Origin of the sequence: Pseudomonas sp. ICMP 561, from assembly GCF_002699985.1 — a bacterium.
GTDB classification, from domain to species: domain Bacteria; phylum Pseudomonadota; class Gammaproteobacteria; order Pseudomonadales; family Pseudomonadaceae; genus Aquipseudomonas; species Aquipseudomonas quasicaspiana.
This window is the reverse complement of sequence record NZ_LKBT01000023.1, coordinates 324,603-343,501: the sequence shown is the minus strand read 5'-3', so window position 1 is coordinate 343,501 and position 18,899 is coordinate 324,603. Positions and strand designations below refer to the sequence as shown.

Genomic DNA, 18,899 nt, shown 5'->3' with positions numbered 1-18,899 from the left:
TGAGTCAGGTAGGAGGCAACTTGTTGGCGAGAGGGCTTGATGCGGTCTTTCAGGTCTACCGTCTCGCGAACAAGTTCGCTCCTACCAATTGGCGCTGAGTCAGGTAGGAGGCAACTTGTTGGCGAGAAGGCTTGATGCGGTCTTTCAGATTCGTCTCGCGAACAAGTTCGCTCCTACCGATTGGCGCTGAGTCAGGTAGGAGGCAACTTGTTGGCGAGAGGGCTTGATGCGGTCAATCAGGTCTGTCGTCTCGCGAACAAGTTCGCTCCTACCAATTGGCGCTGAGTCAGGTAGGAGGCAACTTGTTGGCGAGAAGGCTTGATGCGGTCTTTCAGATATACCGTCTCGCGAACAAGTTCGCTCCTACCAATTGGCGTTGAGTCAGGTAGGAGGCAACTTGTTGGCGAGAGGGCTTGATGCGGTCTTTCAGATCTACCGTCTCGCGAACAAGTTCGCTTCTACCGATTTGCGCTGAGTCAGGTAGGAGGCAACTTGTTGGCGAGAAGGCTTGATGCGGTCTTTCAGATATACCGTCTCGCGAACAAGTTCGCTCCTACCAATTGGCGTTGAGGCAGGTAGGAGGCAACTTGTTGGCGAGAGGGCTTGATGCGGTCTTTCAGATCTACCGTCTCGCGAACAAGTTCGCTTCTACCGATTTGCGCTGAGTCAGGTAGGAGGCAACTTGTTGGCGAGAAGGCTTGATGCGGTCTTTCAGATCTACCGTCTCGCGAACAAGTTCGCTCCTACCGATTTGCGCTGAGTCAGGTAGGAGGCAACTTGTTGGCGAGAAGGCTTGATGCGGTCAATCAGGTCTGTCGTCTCGCGAACAAGTTCGCTCCTACCGATTGGCGCTGAGTCAGGTAGGAGGCAACTTGTTGGCGAGAGGGCTTGATGCGGTCTTTCAGGTCTACCGTCTCGCGAACAAGTTCGCTCCTACCGGTTTGCGCTGAGTCAGGTAGGAGGCAACTTGTTGGCGAGAAGGCTTGATGCGGTCATTCAGGTAATGCGTTTCAAATTTACCGCCGCGTCACGCCGCCTCACGAGCTCGTTTACGCAGCAAATCAATGAAGTGCTGAAGCTCGCGACTGACCGGTTCGCCTTTGCGGCGTAGCAACCCGAACGGGGCCATCTGCGCGTCCAGCGTGACCGGCAGTGCCTTGACCAGGCCCATCTTCAGATAGTCCCGCATGGCCGACTCGGAGAGCACCATCAGGGCGTCGGTCAATTGCACCAGTTGCTGCATGGAGTACACCGAGCTGCACTCGATGATGTCGGCGGGTATCGGCAGTTCAAGCTTCTGCAGCGCCTGCTCAATGGCGATGCGGGCCGGGCTGGTCTCGGGTTGCAGGATCCAGGGCCAGTCCCTGACCAGTTCTGCCCATTGCAACTTGCGACGGCGGGCCAACGGATGGCCGCTGTGCACCACGGCAATCAGCCGCTCGTTGCCCAAAGGCTCGAACTCGTATTGCTCACGATCAGTGATGAGGTTGCGCCGCGTCACGGCGATGTCCACACGTCCCTGCTCCAGCAACTGCACCACCTGATCGCTGGTATCCCCCATGATCCGGATGCGCAGTTGCGGGTTGAGCCCTTTGATTTCGGCGACGGCGTTCATCACCAGATCAGGCGCTGCACCCATGATAGTGCCGATCGACAAATACCCGTAACCGCCCTGCTTGCGCACGGCAATGTCGGCAGCGCAACGGTCCAGCCCACTCAGCGCCGCTTCGGCGAAGCGCAACAACTCGCGGCCCAGCGCGGTCGGGCGCATGCCGCGTGGCAGCCGCTCGAACAGCTCGCAGCCGAACATGTCTTCGATTTCCTGAAGCATCCGGGTCGCCGCAGGCTGAGACATGCTCATACTCAGTGATGCGCGGTGCAGATTGAGGCTGGAACCGAGCACCACCAGCATCTGCAGATGCTTGTAACGCAGCCGGCCAAACAGCTGATGGGGAGACCGCTCGACACTCATACTGCCCTCTGCAATCGATAACTTTAAGGTATCGACTATAAGCTTAATTCGATTAGTCACGCATCCCTGCCAGGCAGTAGAGTCCTCAGCACAAGAAAACAACACCCACCGAGGTGAATCCAATGAAACGTTCTGCCGCCCTCTCTTTGCCCCCCGCTTACAACCATCGTGCTCCGCAAGCCAGCCCGTCATCTGCATCCTGTTGAGGCCCAACGCGCCCCTTCACCTGCTTTGAAAATTTACGCAGTTAAATAATTCCAAAAAGGAAACTGACGTGAACACTCTACCCGCGACTTTACTGCGCAAGGTCTCTTGGCGGCTGCTGCCGTTTCTGTTGCTGATGTACATCATGGCGTTCCTTGATCGTGCCAACGTCGGCTTTGCCAAGCAGGCGTTTCAGGCCGATACCGGAATCAGCGATGCCGCTTTCGCGTTTGGTGCTGGCGTGTTCTTCGCCGGATACGCGCTGCTCGAAGTACCCAGCAACCTGATCATGCACAAGGTCGGAGCTCGCCTGTGGATGTGCCGGATCATGGTGACCTGGGGCCTCGTCTCCGCCGCCATGATGTTTGCGCACAACGAAACCACCTTCTACATCCTGAGATTCCTGCTGGGTGTCGCCGAGGCAGGCTTCTTCCCGGGCGTGATCCTGTACCTCACTTACTGGTTCCCCAGCGCATCACGCGGCAAGGCCATGGGCTTCTTCTATTTCGGCGCACCGCTGGCCTTTATCTTTGGCAGTCCATTGTCAGGCTTGCTGCTTGAACTGGACGGCTTCATGGGCACACATGGCTGGCAGTGGCTGTTTGCGGTCGAAGGGTTGATGGCCAGCGTGGTTGGTGTCTGGGCCTACTTCTACCTAGACAATCGTCCTGCCGATGCTAAATGGCTTACGCCAGAAGAGCGTAACCAGTTGCAAGCGGTACTGGATGCTGAGGACAGCCAAAAGCAATCCCATGGCAGCCTGCTGAAAATCCTGTGTCAGCCTGCGGTTCTGTACTTGTGCCTGATTTATATGCTGATTCAGGCCAGTGTTTACGGTGTGGTTTTCTACCTGCCAAGCCAGGTCGCAGGGCTGCTGGGCACCAAGGTCGGCTTGATGGTCGGTCTGGTCAGCGCCATCCCGTGGATATGCGCGTTACTGGCCGCATGGAAAATCCCCGGTATTGCTGATCGTACCGGCCAACGCCGCACCGTTGCCGCGTTGACCCTGGTGGTGTCGGGATTGGGAATCGCCGCATCGGTGACCTTCGCCAGTCCACTGCTGGGCATCCTTGCGCTGTGCTTCGCCGCTTCGGGTTTCATCGCGGTGCAACCGGTGTTCTGGACGTTCCCCGGCAGCTTCCTGGCCGGTGCCGCCGCAGCCGGTGCTATCGCGCTGATCAACTCTTTCGGTGCGCTGGGCGGGTTCATTGCGCCGATCCTGAAGAACTGGGCAGAAGCCTCCTTCCACTCCCCGGCAGCAGGCTTGTACGTGCTGGCCGTCACAACACTCATTGCCGCAGCCCTGATCATGGGCATTCGCCCACCGAGTCAGGCTGTACCTCGCAAGCAACCGACTTTTCAAGTCTGACCAGGAGGAATCACATCATGGCCATTCCAACCATCAAACATGTTCGCGCCTTTGTCCTGCGCGGCGGTGGCGCCGACTATCACGATCAGGGCGACGGCCACTGGATCGACGACCACATCGCCACACCCATGAGCAAATACCCGGAGTACCGCCAGAGCCGTCGCAGCTTCGGCATCAACGTGCTCGGTACTCTCGTTGTCGAGGTCGAGGACTCGGAAGGCAATATCGGCTTTGCAGTCACCACGGGAGGCGAACCGGCGGCCTATATCGTCGAAAAACACCTGGCGCGTTTTGTCGAGGGCGCGAAGGTCACCGACATTGAGCGCATCTGGGATCAGATGTATTTCTCCTCCCAGTATTACGGGCGCAAGGGGCTGGTGATCAACACGATTTCCGGTATCGACCTGGCGCTCTGGGACTTGCTCGGCAAGGTCCGCAAAGAACCCGTGCACCAGTTACTGGGCGGTGCAGTCCGCGACGAACTGCAATTCTATGCTACCGGCGCCCGTCCGGACCTGGCGCAAAAGATGGGTTTCATCGGCGGCAAGCTGCCACTGCATCACGGCCCGGCTGAGGGCGAAGAAGGCCTGCGCAAGAATCTCGAGGAGCTGGCGGTCATGCGCGAACGCGTCGGCAAGGATTTCTGGCTAATGCTCGACTGCTGGATGAGCCTGGACCTCAACTACGCCACGCGTCTGGCCCAAGGTGCCCACGAGTTTGGTCTGAAGTGGATCGAAGAAGCGCTCTCACCTGACGATTACTGGGGCTACGCTGCACTAAAGAAAGCCGTGCCCACCGGCATGCTGGTCACCACCGGCGAGCATGAAGCAACACGCTGGGGCTTCCGGATGCTGCTGGAAATGGGCTGCTGCGACATCATCCAGCCGGACGTCGGCTGGTGTGGCGGGATCACCGAACTGATCAAGATCTCGGCGCTGGCCGACGCCCACAGCGCGATGGTTGTACCCCACGGATCTTCTGTTTACAGCTATCACTTTGTGGCCACGCGTACCAACAGCCCGTTCGCTGAATTCCTGATGATGGCGCCCAAGGCCGACGAAGTGGTGCCCATGTTCCATCCACAACTACTCGGTGAACCGGTCCCGGAAAACGGTCGCATGCGGATTTCAAAACTCGATCAACCAGGTTTTGGCGTGACGTTGAACCCCGAGTGCCAGCTGCACCGCCCTTACCAGCACTGATTGCGCAATTTGATGTTCGAGTTCGACTCGACAGGAGTCCTTATGAAAATGCCACGTAACGCCTTCAAGGCCGCTCTGGCCAAAGGCGAGCCGCAATACGGTATCTGGGCTGGCTTTGCCACGGGATACGGCGCTGAAATCACCGCCAGCTTTGGCTACGACTGGATGCTCATCGACGGCGAACACGCGCCGAATACCGTGCCTTCGATCCTGGCCCAGTTACAGGCAGTAGCGCCCTACTCCACCGCGCCCATCGTACGCGCCGTGAGTCACGACCCGGTGCTGATCAAGCAGTTGCTGGATATTGGCACCCAGACCCTGATGATTCCCATGGTCGAGACCGCTGCGCAGGCTCGCGCGCTGGTACAGGCCACCCGCTATCCGCCACACGGTATTCGTGGCGTCGGCGGCGGTCTGACCCGCGCCACTCGCTGGGACGGCGTGCCCGACTACATCAATACGGCCCATGAAGAGCTTTGCCTGATTGTGCAGGTCGAGTCTCGCGCGGGCGTCGATAACGTCGCTGAAATCGCTGCGGTGGAAGGCGTGGATGCGGTATTCATCGGCCCGGCTGACCTGTCCACGGGGCTGGGCCATATCGGCAACCCGTCTCACCCTGAAGTGCAGGAAAAAATCCGCCATGCGATTGATGCCACCCTTGCGGCTGGCAAGGTCAGCGGAATTCTGGCCCCGGCTGAAGAGGATGCGCGTCGCTATCAAAGCTTGGGCTGTCAGTTCATCGCAGTGGCCATCGACATCAGCCTGATGCGCCAGGCGGCACTCAACAACCTCGCGCTTTATCGTGACGCCACCGAACAACGCCCGGCCTCACGCACCTATTGACTGGAAGGAACCCGACCATGTCTTCAGTACCGGTTTACGAAAACTATATCAACGGCGAATTCGTCCCCAGCGCCGAGCACTTTGACGTGCTCAACCCGGCGACTGGCGCAGTACTTGCCAGAGTCCCCGCCTCTGACGCCAACCAAGTGGATCGCGCGCTGGCCGCAGCCCGCTCGGCCCAGTCGGCATGGGCAAAGCGCCCCGCCAACGAACGAGCAGGTTATCTGCGCAAGATCGCCAGCAAGCTGCGTGAAAACGTCGCCCACCTGGCCCGCACCATCACCCTGGAGCAAGGCAAGATCTATGGGTTGGCCGAAGTAGAGGTCAACTTCACCGCTGACTACCTCGACTATATGGCCGAGTGGGCGCGGCGCATTGAAGGTGAAATCATTACCAGTGATCGTCCGGGCGAGAACATCTTCATGTTTCGCAAACCGCTGGGCGTGGTGGCGGGCATCTTGCCGTGGAACTTCCCGTTTTTTTTGATTGCCCGCAAGATGGCTCCGGCGCTGGTTACGGGTAATACCATCGTCATCAAGCCCAGCGAAGAAACACCCAACAACTGTTTCGAGTTTGCCCGACTGGTTGCTGAAACAGACCTTCCTGCGGGGGTGTTCAACGTAGTTTGCGGCGATGGCCGGGTCGGTGCAGCCCTGACCTCACATCAGCAAGTGAATATGATTAGCTTCACCGGCAGCGTCGAAACCGGTGCACGAATCATGAGCGCAGCAGCGCCCAACATCACCAAACTCAACCTTGAGCTGGGCGGTAAAGCCCCTGCCATCGTGCTCGCCGATGCGGACCTGGACCTTGCCGTCAAAGCCATTCGCGACTCGCGGATCATCAACACCGGACAAGTGTGCAACTGCGCTGAACGGGTGTACGTCGAGCGTGGCGTAGCCGATGAATTCATCGACAGGATCAGCGCTGCCATGGCCGCGACCCGCTACGGTGATCCACTGGCCGACAGCTCCGTAGAAATGGGTCCGCTGATCAATCGACAAGGCCTGGAAAGCGTTGCCGCCAAAGTCAAAAAAGCCCAGGCACAAGGCGCCAACCTGATCACTGGCGGCAACATCGCCGACCTCGGCCAGGGTTTCCACTTCCAGCCAACGGTTCTAGCAGGTTGCAGCGCTGACATGGAGATCATGCGCAAAGAAATATTTGGCCCGGTACTGCCCATCCAGATCGTCGATGACCTTGATGAAGCTATCGCTTTGGCGAACGACTGCGAATACGGCCTGACGTCATCGCTGTATACCCGGGACCTGAGCAAGGCGATGTACGCCATCCGCGAAATCGACTTTGGTGAAACGTACATCAATCGAGAAAACTTCGAGGCTATGCAGGGCTTTCATGCCGGTGTCAGAAAGTCTGGCGTCGGCGGCGCGGACGGCAAGCATGGCTTGTATGAGTACACCCATACGCATGTTGTCTATCTCCAGGCTTAAGGGCCCTTAGCGGACTTGCTCACAAGGCTGATCAAGCCCTCTGTTTTGCTCACCACACCTGAACGCACCGATGGTTCTCCTCGTCAGCGGTGCGTTTATTGTCCCAACAAATGAAATCGAATAGCTTGTAGACGACTGGTCAGTTTTAATTTAGGATCGCCGTCATTATGAAGAAACCTAACCACGACATGCGACAGCACATCCTTGATGTGGCTCGCTCGCTCATGACGAACAAGGGCTACACCGCTGTAGGTCTCGCCGAAGTGGTGAGCGCTGCGGGCGTGCCAAAAGGTTCGTTTTACTACTATTTCAAATCCAAGGAAGAATTCGGTGAAGCGCTGCTTGAAGAGTACTTTTCTGAATATCTGGGCCGCGTCGATGCGCTGATGGCGCTTCCGGGCAACGGAGCAGAACGACTGTGGGCTTACTTCAATTACTGGAAGGAAACCCAGGGCACCGACCTCCCCGACGGTAAGTGCCTGGTCGTCAAGCTTGGTCCTGAGGTGTGCGACCTTTCTGACGGCATGCGTAAGGTCCTTGAGCGCGGTACGGCAAAGATCATTCAGCGCATCACCACGTGCGTTGATCTGGGTATCGCCGATGACAGCCTGCATCCCGGAGAAGACAGCCGCGCGTTTGCCGAGGGCCTTTACCAGCTCTGGCTCGGGGCTTCGCTGTTAGTGAAAGTAAACAAGTCTACAGACTCCTTCGACACCGCTCTGAACATGAGCAAGCGCCTACTGAGGTAGTGCGCTTTTTTTTTAGCGCACTTTAGTAGACGACCGGTCAGTTATGACCATCAACTTTGCAGGTAAATCAATCAATGAACGACATCAGCACGACCACCGATCTTTTCTCGCCGGTTAGTATGGGCTCCATCGAGCTGGCCAACCGTATCGTCATGGCCCCCGTCACACGTAGCCGGTATGGCGAAGACGGCGTTCCCGGTGATCTACACGCCACTTATTACGCACAACGCGCCAGCGCAGGCCTGATCGTCGCCGAGGCCACTAACATTTCCGCCCAGGGCCGAGGCTATGCCGCAACACCCGGCATCTGGAACGACGCACAAGTCGCCGGCTGGCGCAAAGTGACAGACGCAGTACACGCAGCGGGCGGCAAGATCGTCAGCCAGCTGTGGCATGTCGGTCGGTTCTCCAGCGTCGACCTGCAACCCGACGGTCAGGCACCGGTCGCGCCCTCCGCGATCAAAGCGGAAGGCAACACCTACACCGCCAATGGTTTTGTCCCGGTGTCGACACCCCGCGCACTGGAGACCGACGAGATCCCCGGCATCATCGAGCAGTACATACGGGCTGCCGAAAACGCCAAACGTGCCGGTTTTGATGGCGTCGAAGTCCACTCAGCCAACAGCTATTTGCTGGACCAGTTTCTGCGCGACTCTACTAATCAACGCACAGATCAGTACGGCGGCTCGATTGAAAACCGCGCCCGCCTGACACTGGAAGTCACCCAGGCCATCGTCGATATCTGGGGCAATAATCGCGTGGGTATTCGTCTATCGCCGGTCACGCCGGATGCTGGCAACACCCCGCCGGACAGTAATGTCATGGGCCTGCATGGTTACCTGATCCAGCAACTCAACGCATTCAATCTGGCGTATCTGCATTTCGTCGAAGGCGCCACGGCCACGTCACGTGAAGTTCCTGAAGGCGTCGATATGGACGCACTGAGCGCGCAGTTCAACGGCACCTTCATCGGCAACAACAACTACGACCTGGACATGGCAATCGAGCGCCGGGCGCAAGGCAAGATCGACGCAGTGGCGTTCGGACGCCTGTTTATCTCAAACCCGGATCTGGTCAAGCGCCTGCGCTACGGTGCCGAACTGACCATCGCCCCCCGCGAGTCGTACTACGGCGGTGGTGCCAAGGGCTATACCGACTGGCCTCTGGGTAGCTATTGAATTCGCTGAACAACTACTGATTCGCTGAACGCCGCACGTCGTTATCAATGATTACGGCGCTGGATGACTGCGACTTGAAAAAGGTGAGATATGAATTACCTGAGCAACAAAACAGCCATTGTCACAGGCGCCTCCTCCGGGATTGGTGCCGCCACTGCCAGAGCCCTTGCGAAAGAAGGCGTAAAGGTTGTGGCCGCCGCACTTGATGAACAGGGCCTGAGCGCTTTGATCACCGAACTACGCGCTGCCGGTTACGAAGCAACGAGCTGCATCACTGACGTAACCAGCCTTGATGACACTCTCGCCCTCGCTCGATTTGCAATAGACACCTACGGCTCGGTGGACATCCTGATCAATAACGCAGGCTTGATGCTCTTTTCCAGCTGGGTCGACGTGGCCGTTCAGGACTGGAACGCGATGATCGACGTAAACATCAAGGGCTACCTGAATTCAATCGCGGCGGTGCTGCCGTTCATGGTCGAGCAGCAGTCGGGCCAGATTCTGAACATGGACTCCGTTGCAGGCCATCAGGTTGGCCCTTCGGCAGGCGTGTACAGCGCCACCAAGTTTTTCGTGCAGGCCATGACAGAGTCGATGCGCAAAGAGCTGGGCGTATACCACGGCATCCGCGTCAACACGGTAAGCCCCGGCGTAATCAATACCGGCTGGGCCGACAAGGTCACAGACCCGGCAGGCCGAAAAGCCGCCAAAGCACTCAATGAAATCGCCATCGCGCCCGAGGACATCAGCCGCGCCGTGATCTACGCACTCAACCAGCCCGCAAATGTCACCGTCAACGATCTGATCATCTCCCCTACCCGTCAGGACTGGTGATCACTCCAATCACCCTCGACCAGGTGCGATTAATTTAATCAACAACAGGAAGACAACCTTATGAGCAACAACATCAAAGCAGTTCCCACCAGCGACTACAACGCTGTGATTGAAACCGCTGGAAAGTACATCGAGGGCCTGCGCACTGGTAGCGTCGCCACTATCGAAGAGGCCTTTCACAAAGACGCGATCATGTACGGCTTCACCAACGGCAAACTCTTGGGTGGACCGATCAGCAACCTCTATACGTTTGTGGAAAGTAACGGCACCGCTCCGGGCATCACCACGCGTCTGGACATACTCGCGATCACCCCGACGACCGCAGTAGTCCGCGTCGACATGGAGAAGGACGCCATCGGCGCCGATTACAACGACTACCTGACGCTGCTCAAAATCGACAGCAACTGGAAGGTGATCGCCAAGGTCTACCACCAGTTCGAAGGTTAATTACAGGTTGCGATGTACTGGTACCTCCAAGTGCCAGTACGTCGGCCATCAGAGGAGAATCCCATGTCTAAAGTGTTCGTTATCGGCGCAGCAGGTAAGGTCGGAAGCCGCCTGATCACTAAACTCAGCGCTGTGGGTCATGAGGTGATCGCACTTCATCGCAAAGAACAGCAAGCAGAGCCACTCAAATCACAGGGCGCCACGCCACTGCTGGGTAACCTCACCGAGCTGGATGCTTCTCAGCTGGCCGGTGCCATGGCAGGCAGCGATACCGTGGTATTCACCGCCGGGGCCGGTGGCGCAGGTATGGAACTGACCAACGCCATCGATGGCAAGGGCCTGGAAACAGCCGTCAATGCTGCGCAGTTGGCAGGCGTGCGCCGCTTCTTGCTGGTATCGGCGTTCCCCGAAGCACTTCGAGCGGGCGAAACCTCCGAAGGGTTCGAGAACTACATGAAGGTCAAGAAACAAGCCGATGTGTTTCTGGCTTCTTCTGAACTGGATTGGGTCATCCTGAGACCCGGCACCCTTGTGGACAGCCCCGGTACAGGTAACGTAAGAGCAGGACTGGCGATCCCCTACGGCGAAATTCCCCGTGACGACGTTGCTGCGTTTCTGGCCGAGCTCATCGAAAACCCTCAAGTATCTCGAGTCATCATCGAACTGACTCAAGGCACGACTCCTGTCGATGTGGCAGCGAGAAGTTTCTGATCCACTAAAACACCTGGAGAATGACGCATGGCATCCGTTGAATACAGCGCAGTTATAGAGAGTAGTGCTGAGCAAGTCTGGCGAGTGCTAAGCCATTTTGGCGGTATCGCCGAATGGCATCCAGCAATTGAGCAAAGCCATATTGAGGGCGAACAACCAGGCAGCGCCGTGGGCGCAATCCGTCGACTCGACCTCGCTGACGGCGACGTTCTGCGTGAGCGACTCTTAACCCTGGATGACCACCATATGGCCCTCTCCTACGCATTCGAAGAGTCGCCTTTACCACTGGATAATTATCAGGCGCAGGTCAAAGTGGCTGTGGCCGAGGAGGCACAGCAATGTGTCGTGGAATGGAAAGCGACGTTTGATGTTCGAGAGCCGGAAGCAGCCGCTCATTTTGAAAAGACGATCCGCGAACTGATCGTGGGTGGTCATGAAAGTCTGGCGGCTTTTGTCAAAAAGTAGCGACCCTCTAGCAATGGGTCGTTTGCAAATGCCCAAAGGTGCCAGCTGCTATTTCTCGCCTGCCGCTGCCTAACGGTAATGCTGGCGAATGACCTCTGCCATCTGCAACGCACTGCTACTCGCATTCGGCGAGACGTGAAGTTCGATTGCAAACTCTGGCAGCACAGGCAATCCGGACTCTACTCCGACCACTTTGAGGCCCTCGGGCACCAGCGAGCGCAGCCACGGCGTCAGGGCAAGGCCACTGCGAACAGTTGATAACGTGGCGTCGACCGAAGCATTTTCAAACACCACGCGCCAACTGATGTGCGATTCGATCAGCAATGCAAACACGGTTTTTCGAAACGTACAGGTTGGCGTCACGAAGCATAACGGCAAAGGCCGTTGGCACAGTAGCTCATCCGAGGCGCTCAGCCATACCAATGGTTCCGCGTACAACCGCTCTCCAACACCTTCACTTTCAGGGCACTGGCGCAGTGTGAGGTCAATCAACCCTTTCGTGAAATCACTCATCAGATCAAGGGACGAGCCCGTCACAATAGTGACCTCTACGTCAGGATGGTGATGAGCGTAGTTCTTGAGGATCGGTGAAAAATGAGCACCGGCCATGTCGTAAGGCACGCCAACCCGCACGCTTCGGGTGCCGACTATCCCTGTCATGTCCTCGTATAGACTGTCGCTGTGATCAAGTAGACGCCTGGCTTTGGGCAGAAAGTCTGCCCCTCGTTCTGTCAGTTGGGTTCCACCAGGATCACGCACCAGCAACATGCAATTGAAGAAGCTCTCAAGGCGTTTGATCTGCTGGCTGATCCCGCCTTGGGTAAGGTGCAACTGTCGCGCTGCTGCGCTGATGCTGCCTGTCTCGGCAACCACAACAAATGTACGGATCAAAACGAGATCAATAGTGCGAAGTCTGGACATGGGGGCCATTACAAATATTAATGCCCCCATTATAAACATTCGATATGGCCAGTCATCTCACCGACGTAAATTGACGCTCCCTCAACGGAGTTAGAACCATGATCCCAAGCGGTAATACCATCAACATCGAATCAGCCCTGGCTGAAGTTACTCAGTATTGGTCTCCGCACGTCATCGGCCAGGTTAACGACCAGTACATCAAGGTTGCGAAGCTGAAAGGCGAACTGATGTGGCATGCCCATGCAGATGAAGACGAGATGTTCATGGTGGTCTATGGGACCCTGAAAATTCAGCTGGAGGACCGCGACATCATCCTCAGGCCGGGCGAATTCTGCATCATCCCCAAGCAGGTCAGGCATAACCCGGTGGCTGAAGATGAGTGCGGAATCATGCTTATTGAAACGGTCACGACACGGCATACAGGCGATGAAGTCAGCGCCAGAACCGTGCCCATCGAAAGGCAGTTGAGATAGGAATATTCAGCTTCAAGTGACTATCTGAATTTATGCGCGCCTCTCAAACAACACGCAAACTACAGGATTGAAATGCAGTTTATGTAGGAGCTGCCGAAGGCTGCGAAGCATGTATCCTGACACACCGCGATCGCAGCCTTCGGCAGCTCCTACAAGTCCTGTGTTTGCTGTGCGACAGCGCGGTGTCATCCCAAATCAAATAGTTGAATAGTGTTTGATCTGACTCATGGATCAAATCATGCCCCTGACTTGGCCCCCAGTTCTCGCAGCTTCGCCTCAAAATATTGAATCTGCCCCGCATCATCAGGATCAACGTTACGGACTATCTGCAGCGCCTTGGCGTAGGCGGCTCGGGCTTTGAGCTTGTCGCCTTGAGCTTCGTACATTTTGGCCAGATTGAAATAGCGCAGTGACACTTTGGGATGGTTCTCGCCAAAGCTCGCAAGATCGCTGTTCAATGCTTTCGTGAGGAAAACTTCGGCCTGATCATATTGGCCTAGCCCTCGATAAGCATCGCCAATATTGTTCCAGCGCACGGCAATTACCGGATGCTGCACGCCATACAGCGGCGCATCAATATCCAGCGCCTGTTGAAAAATTGGCAAAGAGGCTTTGTAGTCGCCCTGAAGGTTGTAAGCATTGCCTAGGTTATTCAGTGCCACGGCAACCGAATGGTCACGCTCACCGGATAGCCGTTTTCTCAATGCGAGGTTTTTCCGCAGATTATCGAAGGCCTCGTCATAACGGCCGAGCTTGCTCAGTGTCGTTCCCAGATTGTTTTAGCTATCGGCAGTTTGCAGGTTGTCCGCACCAAATGCGGAAAGCCGCATCTTCAAGGCTTTCTCATGACAGCTAATGGCAACCTGATAATTGCGTTGTCGCTCGTTGAAATACCCGAGGTTGTTCCAGTAATTCGCCTGCTGGGTAATCGACGCCTGACCGTCCTTTTTAACGATCTCGAGTGCCTGAGTCACCAGCCGTATAGCGGCTTGATCGTCGCCCAGCATCGACACAGCCAAAGCCTTTACATTCAAGGCCTCGGTGTCAGTCGGGTCCGACTTGAGCACCCTGTCTGACTCCTCTATCGACGCCCGGTATTGCTCAGTTGAGAACAGACGTATCGCCTCATCGCTCGCGCCGGGCTTCGCCGCCTGCGCGTAAAGCATCACGAAGAGCATAGGCAGAGTCAGCAAAATCTTAAAAGCTCGAATACGCATAACGTTCCTTACGATGAACCTGGCACAACATGAGTTTTCAGGGTTTGAGGCACAAAGCTTCAACTTCCAGTTACGCCGCCCCATAAGAAGTATGAAAATACAGCAGAGACATGTTAGATGGCAGCTTTCGGCTCGATAGGAGATCATGGTCAGCGCGATTCAGCTAAAGACCAGAGGATTCGCTGTTAGAATTCCCGCCGAATCATTCAAGAATCACCAGTTGAGCAGAAACATGAATCGCCAGAAAAAACTACAGCAGCTATTCAAGGCAAAAGCCAAAAAGGCCAGTGCCAAACTGGCACCCAAAAAGCCTAAATACATCAGCAAGGCTGACCGGCTGAAGCTTGACGCTGAAACTGGCCAGGAAGCCGTCGCGACTTCCGAAGGCTGACGGTTACTATGTGAACGCGGCTTGATCATGCAGCTATCTGCTTGATCAAACCTCGCTCGACTGACGTGCCTGAGTTAGTCAGCAACTAGACCATTACTTCGCAAACACGTATTCCCCGCCCTGCTCCAGCGCCTTGCGATAAGCGGGTCTTTCCTGGAAACGTTGTACCCACGCCGCCACATTCGGGTACGGCTGCAACTTGCCCTGCGCCTTGGCCAACTCGCCGATGAAGCTCATCTGGATATCCGCACCGGTCAATTTTTCACCCACCAGAAACGGCGTCAGCCCCAATGCTTCGTTGAGATAGCCCAGATAATTGGCCACTTCCGATTCGATACGTGGGTGCAAAGGCGCGCCAGCATCGCCCAGGCGACCTACGTAAAGATTTAGCATCAACGGCAACATCGCCGAACCTTCAGCAAAATGCAGCCATTGCACGTACTCATCGTATGTGGCGGTTGCCGGATCCGGCTGCAAGCGACCGTCGCCATGGCGGCGGATCAGGTAATCGACAATAGCGCCAGACTCAATGATCACGTGAGGACCGTCTTCAATCACCGGGGATTTACCCAGCGCGTTGACAGCCTTGAGCTCAGGTGGCGCGAGATTGGTTTTCGGATCGCGCTCGTAGCGCTTGATTTCGTATGGCAGGTCGAGTTCTTCGAGCAGCCACAGGATGCGCTGGGAGCGCGAGTTGTTGAGGTGATGGACCGTAATCATGAAAGCTCCGTTGCTCGACAGTGAAAGGTCTATAAAGAGACTGCGCACAACAGCGATAGTTGTAACTTTGAACAGAAGTATGCGGCAGTCATATGGCCTGACCGCATCAGGACAAACAATGCTTCCGGAAGCCTGACGTTGCCGGAACCGCCCAGACGTCAGTGCGCCCGCTTTAGTATCCGTGCTGCAAGGCAAGCCTGAACCGAAGCTTTTAACCCACCAGAAGTCAACCGGGATCACTGGAACAAATCGTGATTGCGCAATACTGCAGGGAGGCAGGAAAATCCAGACGCACACTTGGAAAAATGCCTGATCTATCACCCTGCCCGGTCGACACGATCCTGCAATGAGGAGTACGGATGCATCTTATTGATCGTTACCTGCCTGACTACCAGTTCAGTGAAACCCACTCGCTGGAAAGCTCAGTCAGTCCGGCCCGGTTAATGGCTGAGGCCGTTAACTATCGACCTGAAAATGACCGGTTTTTTCGCTACGCCATTCAGTTACGCGAGCTACCCATGCGGTTGTTTCAGCGCTCGGCATCAAGCGCTAAAGCGAGTTTCGGGATGGACAACTTCACCCTGCTGCATCGCGATGGCGATACCGAAGTCGTCTACGGACTGGCAGGAAAGTTCTGGCAGGCTGACTTCGGTCAGGCTCCTGTGGCCGATGCAGAAGCCTTTCAACGTTTTTGTGAGGCGGGGAGCGTCAAACTTGCGCTCAGTTTTACTTGCCAGCACCTGGAGTCAGGGCTAACCCGGATAACCACTCAAACGCGGGTGCATTGCCTGGATCGTCAGGCGCTCAAACGTTTCACGCCGTATTGGTACGCAATACGGCCAGTGAGCGGCATGATTCGTCGACGTATGCTTCAGGCAATTGTCCGGAGATCTTTAGAGGGTGGGCACTGATTGAAAGCTGTCTGGTGACGTCTCGGCCAAGGAAAGTTTCAAGAACGCCTTCCAGATAAACCAGCGCTCACTGCGTCATGCTCCAGTCACAGCCAGCAATTCGCTTATCCAGCGAACCTGCCGCTCAGCTTCTTCAAGCTTTTCCTCTGGCAGCGCCTGCCGAGCCCGGGCAAAGTGGTTCAAGGTTTGCTGCTTATGACGCAGCATGCGGCGCCACTTGAGCAGAAAAGCCGGGCTGCGAGCCTTCATCTGTAGCGGGCCGAAGTAAAGTTCCTCGGCGGTGTAGACCACAGGCCCAGCGCGCTCGGCAACGATGACTTCGTAGTCGAACCGGTTTTCCCGCAGTACTTCCTCACTAAGGATGCAATAACCGTTTTCCATCAGCCACTGGCGCAGCGGCCGCTCGCCGCCGTTGGGCTGCAGGATCAGACGCTCTTCGCCAGTCAAATAGGCTTTGCCTTCTTCAAGAATGTCGCGGATCGTCTCGCCGCCCATGCCGCAGATGCTGATGGCCGTAATCCCGTCTTCCGGCTGGATCGCAGCCAGACCATTGGCCATGCGTACGGTGATCAATTGGTCCAGATCGTTCTCACGAACCGTGCGTTCGGCCGCGCGGAACGGAGTCAATGCCACCTCCCCCGCCACTGCCGCCGCAATAGATCCGCGGCGCATCAAGGCGACCGGCAGGTAACCGTGATCCGAGCCGATATCGGCCAGTCGCGCCCCCGCAGGCACATGCGCCGCGACGCGCTCCAGGCGCCTGGACAATGTCTGTTCGTTCAACTGCAGCCCCTTTCACCGCTGACATCCAGCACCAATCACCGGACAGGGGCGCGATTCTGGCGAGCAATGCAGCGCATATCAACCCTGGAATTGCGCAGAACCTGTGGGAGCTGAGCTTGCTCGCGATAGGGCTGAACGCGACCCGTCTGACCACTGTGTTGCCAGCATCGCGAGCAAGCTCGGCTCCCACAAAGCCGATCACACCTGTGGTATCAAGCCAACGCAGTTGCTACATGACAATCAATATCCAATAGCGAGGCATGAAAGGTCGGCCGTAATAGCCGCAGATGTTCACGGGTACCGGCCCACCGCGTCACAACGCAAGCCAGGATCTCGACAGCACCTGGCTTGGGCTTGTCAGGGCGCCACGCCGCCGTGCCCCCAAATACATCGCTAAACGTCTCCCAGTGTCCGTACAACCGGGACTTTGCGCCGTTAACCAGTTGCTGCAAGTGATCCGGGTTCCCGTCAGGCAACCAGCGCTCCGGGTAATCGATGATGCCGATGGCTGAGTAACAGTTGGAGGCGATGTACACCAAACCGCGGAGTTGTATAGCTCGTTCAGACGGGTTCAGGGACAGCAGCCCTGAGGCAGGAAACTCCAGTCCGAGACAGGCCAATATCGCGGCGCTTTCAGTCAGCACAGTGCCATCGGGTAAAACCAGAGTGGGCACTTGCAGTAGCGGATTAATCCGTCGCAGCTCATCCCTGCCACTGCCCTCCTCCCAGGAACTGGCTGCCTGCAACCGGTAGTCGGCGCCGCAATATTTCAGTGCTATCTCGATAGCTGCGGGACCAGAACCCTCTGCTCCGAAAAGCGTGTACATGCCTCAACCCTCCATTGGTTGTAAGTGAGAGTATTAGTTAGCAGCGATTACACACTCCGGGCCAATCACTGCGCTCCTGGGGCGCAGTCATTGTTGCCAACTGACAGCCAGCGTTGACGTATCATAGACGTTCGCTTACGCACGGATTTCATAATGATTAGCCAGTCTCCTCCCTCCACAACCCGCTCCTGGGCATTTTGGTGCAAACCGGCGGTGTTTCTGCTGGTGGCCGTCATCGGCCTGTACTACGTCAAGTGGTCACCTTATTACCTCAAGTCGTTCATCGCCGCCGATACCCATAGCATTGGCGGCTCGATCCTCAACGATAATCTGACGTCGCCCTTGTTGGCTGCGCTGACTTATGCCCAAGTGTATTTTCTGGCGATCTGGAAGGCTGCCGTTCTGGCGATCATCCTTGGCTCGTTGGTACAGGTGCTTATTCCCCGGGACTGGCTACTGCGCGCGTTTGGCAAAGCCGGCTTCGGCTCTACGCTGCGGGGGAGCTTGTTCGCTCTGCCGGGGATGATGTGCAGTTGCTGTGCGGCTCCCGTGGCAGCCGGGCTAAGGCGACAGAACGTGTCGGAGGGTGCGGCGTTGGCCTTCTGGATTGCAAACCCGGTTCTCAACCCCGCTACCTTGATCTTCATGGGTTTCGTACTCGGCTGGCAGTTCACCGCCCTGCGCCTGGTGGCCGGCGTTGGACTTGTGCTCGGTGCGTCGCTACTCGCCCAGCGCATGTCGCGACCAGAAGCGCTGCCGAAAGCGGCTGTGGATGCTGTTGAGGTGGCCACTGCCGCAGATACCCGCAGTCTCCCGGTGCAGTGGTTACGCACGATGTGGCAGTTGTTCTGGACCACCATCCCGATCTACGTGCTGGCGGTGCTGATCCTCGGAGCGGCGCGGGTATGGCTATTCCCTCACGTTGATGGAGCAATGACCAATAGCTGGCTATGGCTGGTGCCACTTGCTGTCGTGGGCACTTTGTTTGTGATCCCCACCGCGGCAGAAATTCCTATCGTGCAGGCCCTCATGGGGGTCGGCTTGGGTACAGCTCCAGCAGTAGCGCTATTGATGACGCTGCCGAGCGTCAGCCTGCCGTCGCTATTGATGCTGCGCAAATCCTTTGATCGTCGGGTGCTGGTGGCCGTCGCATTGCTGACCATGCTGGTGGGCATTATCAGCGGCGTCATCGCGGCGCTGGTCTTCTAGAAAGGCGCAGGCGCCGCTGGGT

At 56.8% G+C, this 18,899-nt stretch carries 21 protein-coding genes; 14 read left to right on the top strand and 7 right to left on the bottom strand.

The annotated features are described in order from the left end of the window. Positions 1-1,027: 1,027 nt before the first annotated feature. Complete coding sequence (locus AO242_RS17940; protein WP_099269778.1) at positions 1,028-1,972, bottom strand: LysR family transcriptional regulator; 945 nt, start codon at positions 1,970-1,972, stop codon at positions 1,028-1,030. Between the two features lie 274 nt (positions 1,973-2,246). Between AO242_RS17940 and AO242_RS17935 the strand changes: the two genes are divergently transcribed. From AO242_RS17935 to AO242_RS17890, 10 genes are all read left to right on the top strand, one after another. Further along, the gene (locus tag AO242_RS17935; RefSeq protein ID WP_099269777.1) at positions 2,247-3,545 is read left to right on the top strand and encodes an MFS transporter; all 1,299 of its coding nucleotides are present in this window, start codon (positions 2,247-2,249) and stop codon (positions 3,543-3,545) included. Between the two features lie 17 nt (positions 3,546-3,562). After that, a complete protein-coding gene (rhmD, locus tag AO242_RS17930) occupies positions 3,563-4,747 on the top strand; it encodes an L-rhamnonate dehydratase (protein ID WP_027899279.1) in 1,185 nt (394 codons plus the stop codon). 42 nt (positions 4,748-4,789) lie between these two features. Further along, a complete protein-coding gene (locus AO242_RS17925) occupies positions 4,790-5,590 on the top strand; it encodes an aldolase/citrate lyase family protein (protein ID WP_099269776.1) in 801 nt (266 codons plus the stop codon). Between the two features lie 17 nt (positions 5,591-5,607). Then, positions 5,608-7,041: an aldehyde dehydrogenase gene (gene aldA, locus AO242_RS17920; protein ID WP_099269775.1), complete on the top strand. Its 1,434-nt coding sequence runs from the start codon at positions 5,608-5,610 to the stop codon at positions 7,039-7,041. Between the two features lie 167 nt (positions 7,042-7,208). Next, positions 7,209-7,790 (top strand): TetR/AcrR family transcriptional regulator, encoded by a 582-nt coding sequence (locus tag AO242_RS17915; protein WP_099269774.1) that lies wholly within the window; start codon positions 7,209-7,211, stop codon positions 7,788-7,790. A 74-nt stretch (positions 7,791-7,864) separates the two neighbouring features. Next, positions 7,865-8,968: an alkene reductase gene (locus AO242_RS17910; RefSeq protein WP_099269773.1), complete on the top strand. Its 1,104-nt coding sequence runs from the start codon at positions 7,865-7,867 to the stop codon at positions 8,966-8,968. 90 nt (positions 8,969-9,058) lie between these two features. Next, complete coding sequence (locus AO242_RS17905; RefSeq protein WP_099269772.1) at positions 9,059-9,802, top strand: SDR family oxidoreductase; 744 nt, start codon at positions 9,059-9,061, stop codon at positions 9,800-9,802. 60 nt (positions 9,803-9,862) lie between these two features. Then, entirely contained in the window at positions 9,863-10,249 is a 387-nt protein-coding gene (locus tag AO242_RS17900) for a nuclear transport factor 2 family protein (RefSeq protein WP_099269771.1), read from the top strand. Positions 10,250-10,312: 63 nt separating this feature from the next. Next, complete coding sequence (locus AO242_RS17895) at positions 10,313-10,960, top strand: SDR family oxidoreductase (protein WP_099269770.1); 648 nt, start codon at positions 10,313-10,315, stop codon at positions 10,958-10,960. Positions 10,961-10,987: 27 nt separating this feature from the next. Beyond that, positions 10,988-11,425 carry an SRPBCC family protein gene (locus AO242_RS17890; protein ID WP_099269769.1) on the top strand — a complete coding sequence of 146 codons (438 nt, stop codon included), beginning with the start codon at positions 10,988-10,990 and terminating at the stop codon, positions 11,423-11,425. 69 nt (positions 11,426-11,494) lie between these two features. Here the strand turns inward: AO242_RS17890 and AO242_RS17885 are convergent, their stop codons facing one another. Further along, entirely contained in the window at positions 11,495-12,346 is an 852-nt protein-coding gene (locus AO242_RS17885) for a LysR family transcriptional regulator (protein WP_176560656.1), read from the bottom strand. A 98-nt stretch (positions 12,347-12,444) separates the two neighbouring features. On the opposite strand from AO242_RS17885, the gene AO242_RS17880 reads away from it, so the two are divergent. Next, positions 12,445-12,819, top strand: coding sequence for a cupin domain-containing protein (locus AO242_RS17880; RefSeq protein ID WP_099269767.1), 375 nt, complete (start codon positions 12,445-12,447; stop codon positions 12,817-12,819). A 236-nt stretch (positions 12,820-13,055) separates the two neighbouring features. Here AO242_RS17880 and AO242_RS29775 read toward each other — a convergent pair whose 3' ends face one another. Both AO242_RS29775 and AO242_RS29770 read right to left on the bottom strand, forming a co-directional pair. Continuing rightward, the gene (locus AO242_RS29775) at positions 13,056-13,592 is read right to left on the bottom strand and encodes a tetratricopeptide repeat protein (RefSeq protein ID WP_257153464.1); all 537 of its coding nucleotides are present in this window, start codon (positions 13,590-13,592) and stop codon (positions 13,056-13,058) included. A 6-nt stretch (positions 13,593-13,598) separates the two neighbouring features. Continuing rightward, positions 13,599-14,036: a tetratricopeptide repeat protein gene (locus AO242_RS29770; protein ID WP_257153457.1), complete on the bottom strand. Its 438-nt coding sequence runs from the start codon at positions 14,034-14,036 to the stop codon at positions 13,599-13,601. Positions 14,037-14,268: 232 nt separating this feature from the next. Between AO242_RS29770 and AO242_RS17870 the strand changes: the two genes are divergently transcribed. After that, positions 14,269-14,427 carry a DUF2986 domain-containing protein gene (locus tag AO242_RS17870; protein ID WP_099269766.1) on the top strand — a complete coding sequence of 53 codons (159 nt, stop codon included), beginning with the start codon at positions 14,269-14,271 and terminating at the stop codon, positions 14,425-14,427. A 93-nt stretch (positions 14,428-14,520) separates the two neighbouring features. On the opposite strand, the gene AO242_RS17865 is transcribed toward AO242_RS17870, so the two are convergent. Beyond that, a complete protein-coding gene (locus AO242_RS17865) occupies positions 14,521-15,147 on the bottom strand; it encodes a glutathione S-transferase family protein (protein WP_099269765.1) in 627 nt (208 codons plus the stop codon). Between the two features lie 359 nt (positions 15,148-15,506). Here AO242_RS17865 and AO242_RS17860 point away from each other — a divergent pair, with 359 nt between their 5' ends. Further along, on the top strand, positions 15,507-16,058 hold the full coding sequence (locus AO242_RS17860; RefSeq protein WP_099269764.1) for a hypothetical protein: 552 nt from the start codon (positions 15,507-15,509) through the stop codon (positions 16,056-16,058). 75 nt (positions 16,059-16,133) lie between these two features. Here AO242_RS17860 and AO242_RS17855 read toward each other — a convergent pair whose 3' ends face one another. Continuing rightward, positions 16,134-16,841 carry a tRNA (adenine(22)-N(1))-methyltransferase gene (locus AO242_RS17855; RefSeq protein ID WP_231677222.1) on the bottom strand — a complete coding sequence of 236 codons (708 nt, stop codon included), beginning with the start codon at positions 16,839-16,841 and terminating at the stop codon, positions 16,134-16,136. Positions 16,842-17,053: 212 nt separating this feature from the next. After that, the gene (locus tag AO242_RS17850) at positions 17,054-17,668 is read right to left on the bottom strand and encodes a glutathione S-transferase family protein (RefSeq protein WP_099269762.1); all 615 of its coding nucleotides are present in this window, start codon (positions 17,666-17,668) and stop codon (positions 17,054-17,056) included. Positions 17,669-17,821: 153 nt separating this feature from the next. Between AO242_RS17850 and AO242_RS17845 the strand changes: the two genes are divergently transcribed. Then, the gene (locus tag AO242_RS17845) at positions 17,822-18,877 is read left to right on the top strand and encodes a permease (protein ID WP_027899293.1); all 1,056 of its coding nucleotides are present in this window, start codon (positions 17,822-17,824) and stop codon (positions 18,875-18,877) included. Positions 18,878-18,899 lie beyond the last annotated feature (22 nt).

Excerpts from the sequence above, each read along its gene's own strand:
- AO242_RS17940 (WP_099269778.1), bottom strand. The coding sequence starts at position 1,972 with ATGAGTGTCGAGCGGTCTCCCCATCAGCTGTTTGGCCGGCTGCGTTAC.
- rhmD (WP_027899279.1), top strand. The coding sequence starts at position 3,563 with ATGGCCATTCCAACCATCAAACATGTTCGCGCCTTTGTCCTGCGCGGC.
- AO242_RS17925 (WP_099269776.1), top strand. The coding sequence starts at position 4,790 with ATGAAAATGCCACGTAACGCCTTCAAGGCCGCTCTGGCCAAAGGCGAG.
- aldA (WP_099269775.1), top strand. The coding sequence starts at position 5,608 with ATGTCTTCAGTACCGGTTTACGAAAACTATATCAACGGCGAATTCGTC.
- AO242_RS17915 (WP_099269774.1), top strand. The coding sequence starts at position 7,209 with ATGAAGAAACCTAACCACGACATGCGACAGCACATCCTTGATGTGGCT.
- AO242_RS17910 (WP_099269773.1), top strand. The coding sequence starts at position 7,865 with ATGAACGACATCAGCACGACCACCGATCTTTTCTCGCCGGTTAGTATG.
- AO242_RS17905 (WP_099269772.1), top strand. The coding sequence starts at position 9,059 with ATGAATTACCTGAGCAACAAAACAGCCATTGTCACAGGCGCCTCCTCC.
- AO242_RS17900 (WP_099269771.1), top strand. The coding sequence starts at position 9,863 with ATGAGCAACAACATCAAAGCAGTTCCCACCAGCGACTACAACGCTGTG.
- AO242_RS17895 (WP_099269770.1), top strand. The coding sequence starts at position 10,313 with ATGTCTAAAGTGTTCGTTATCGGCGCAGCAGGTAAGGTCGGAAGCCGC.
- AO242_RS17890 (WP_099269769.1), top strand. The coding sequence starts at position 10,988 with ATGGCATCCGTTGAATACAGCGCAGTTATAGAGAGTAGTGCTGAGCAA.
- AO242_RS17885 (WP_176560656.1), bottom strand. The coding sequence starts at position 12,346 with ATGTCCAGACTTCGCACTATTGATCTCGTTTTGATCCGTACATTTGTT.
- AO242_RS17880 (WP_099269767.1), top strand. The coding sequence starts at position 12,445 with ATGATCCCAAGCGGTAATACCATCAACATCGAATCAGCCCTGGCTGAA.
- AO242_RS29770 (WP_257153457.1), bottom strand. The coding sequence starts at position 14,036 with ATGCGTATTCGAGCTTTTAAGATTTTGCTGACTCTGCCTATGCTCTTC.
- AO242_RS17870 (WP_099269766.1), top strand. The coding sequence starts at position 14,269 with ATGAATCGCCAGAAAAAACTACAGCAGCTATTCAAGGCAAAAGCCAAA.
- AO242_RS17865 (WP_099269765.1), bottom strand. The coding sequence starts at position 15,147 with ATGATTACGGTCCATCACCTCAACAACTCGCGCTCCCAGCGCATCCTG.
- AO242_RS17860 (WP_099269764.1), top strand. The coding sequence starts at position 15,507 with ATGCATCTTATTGATCGTTACCTGCCTGACTACCAGTTCAGTGAAACC.
- AO242_RS17850 (WP_099269762.1), bottom strand. The coding sequence starts at position 17,668 with ATGTACACGCTTTTCGGAGCAGAGGGTTCTGGTCCCGCAGCTATCGAG.
- AO242_RS17845 (WP_027899293.1), top strand. The coding sequence starts at position 17,822 with ATGATTAGCCAGTCTCCTCCCTCCACAACCCGCTCCTGGGCATTTTGG.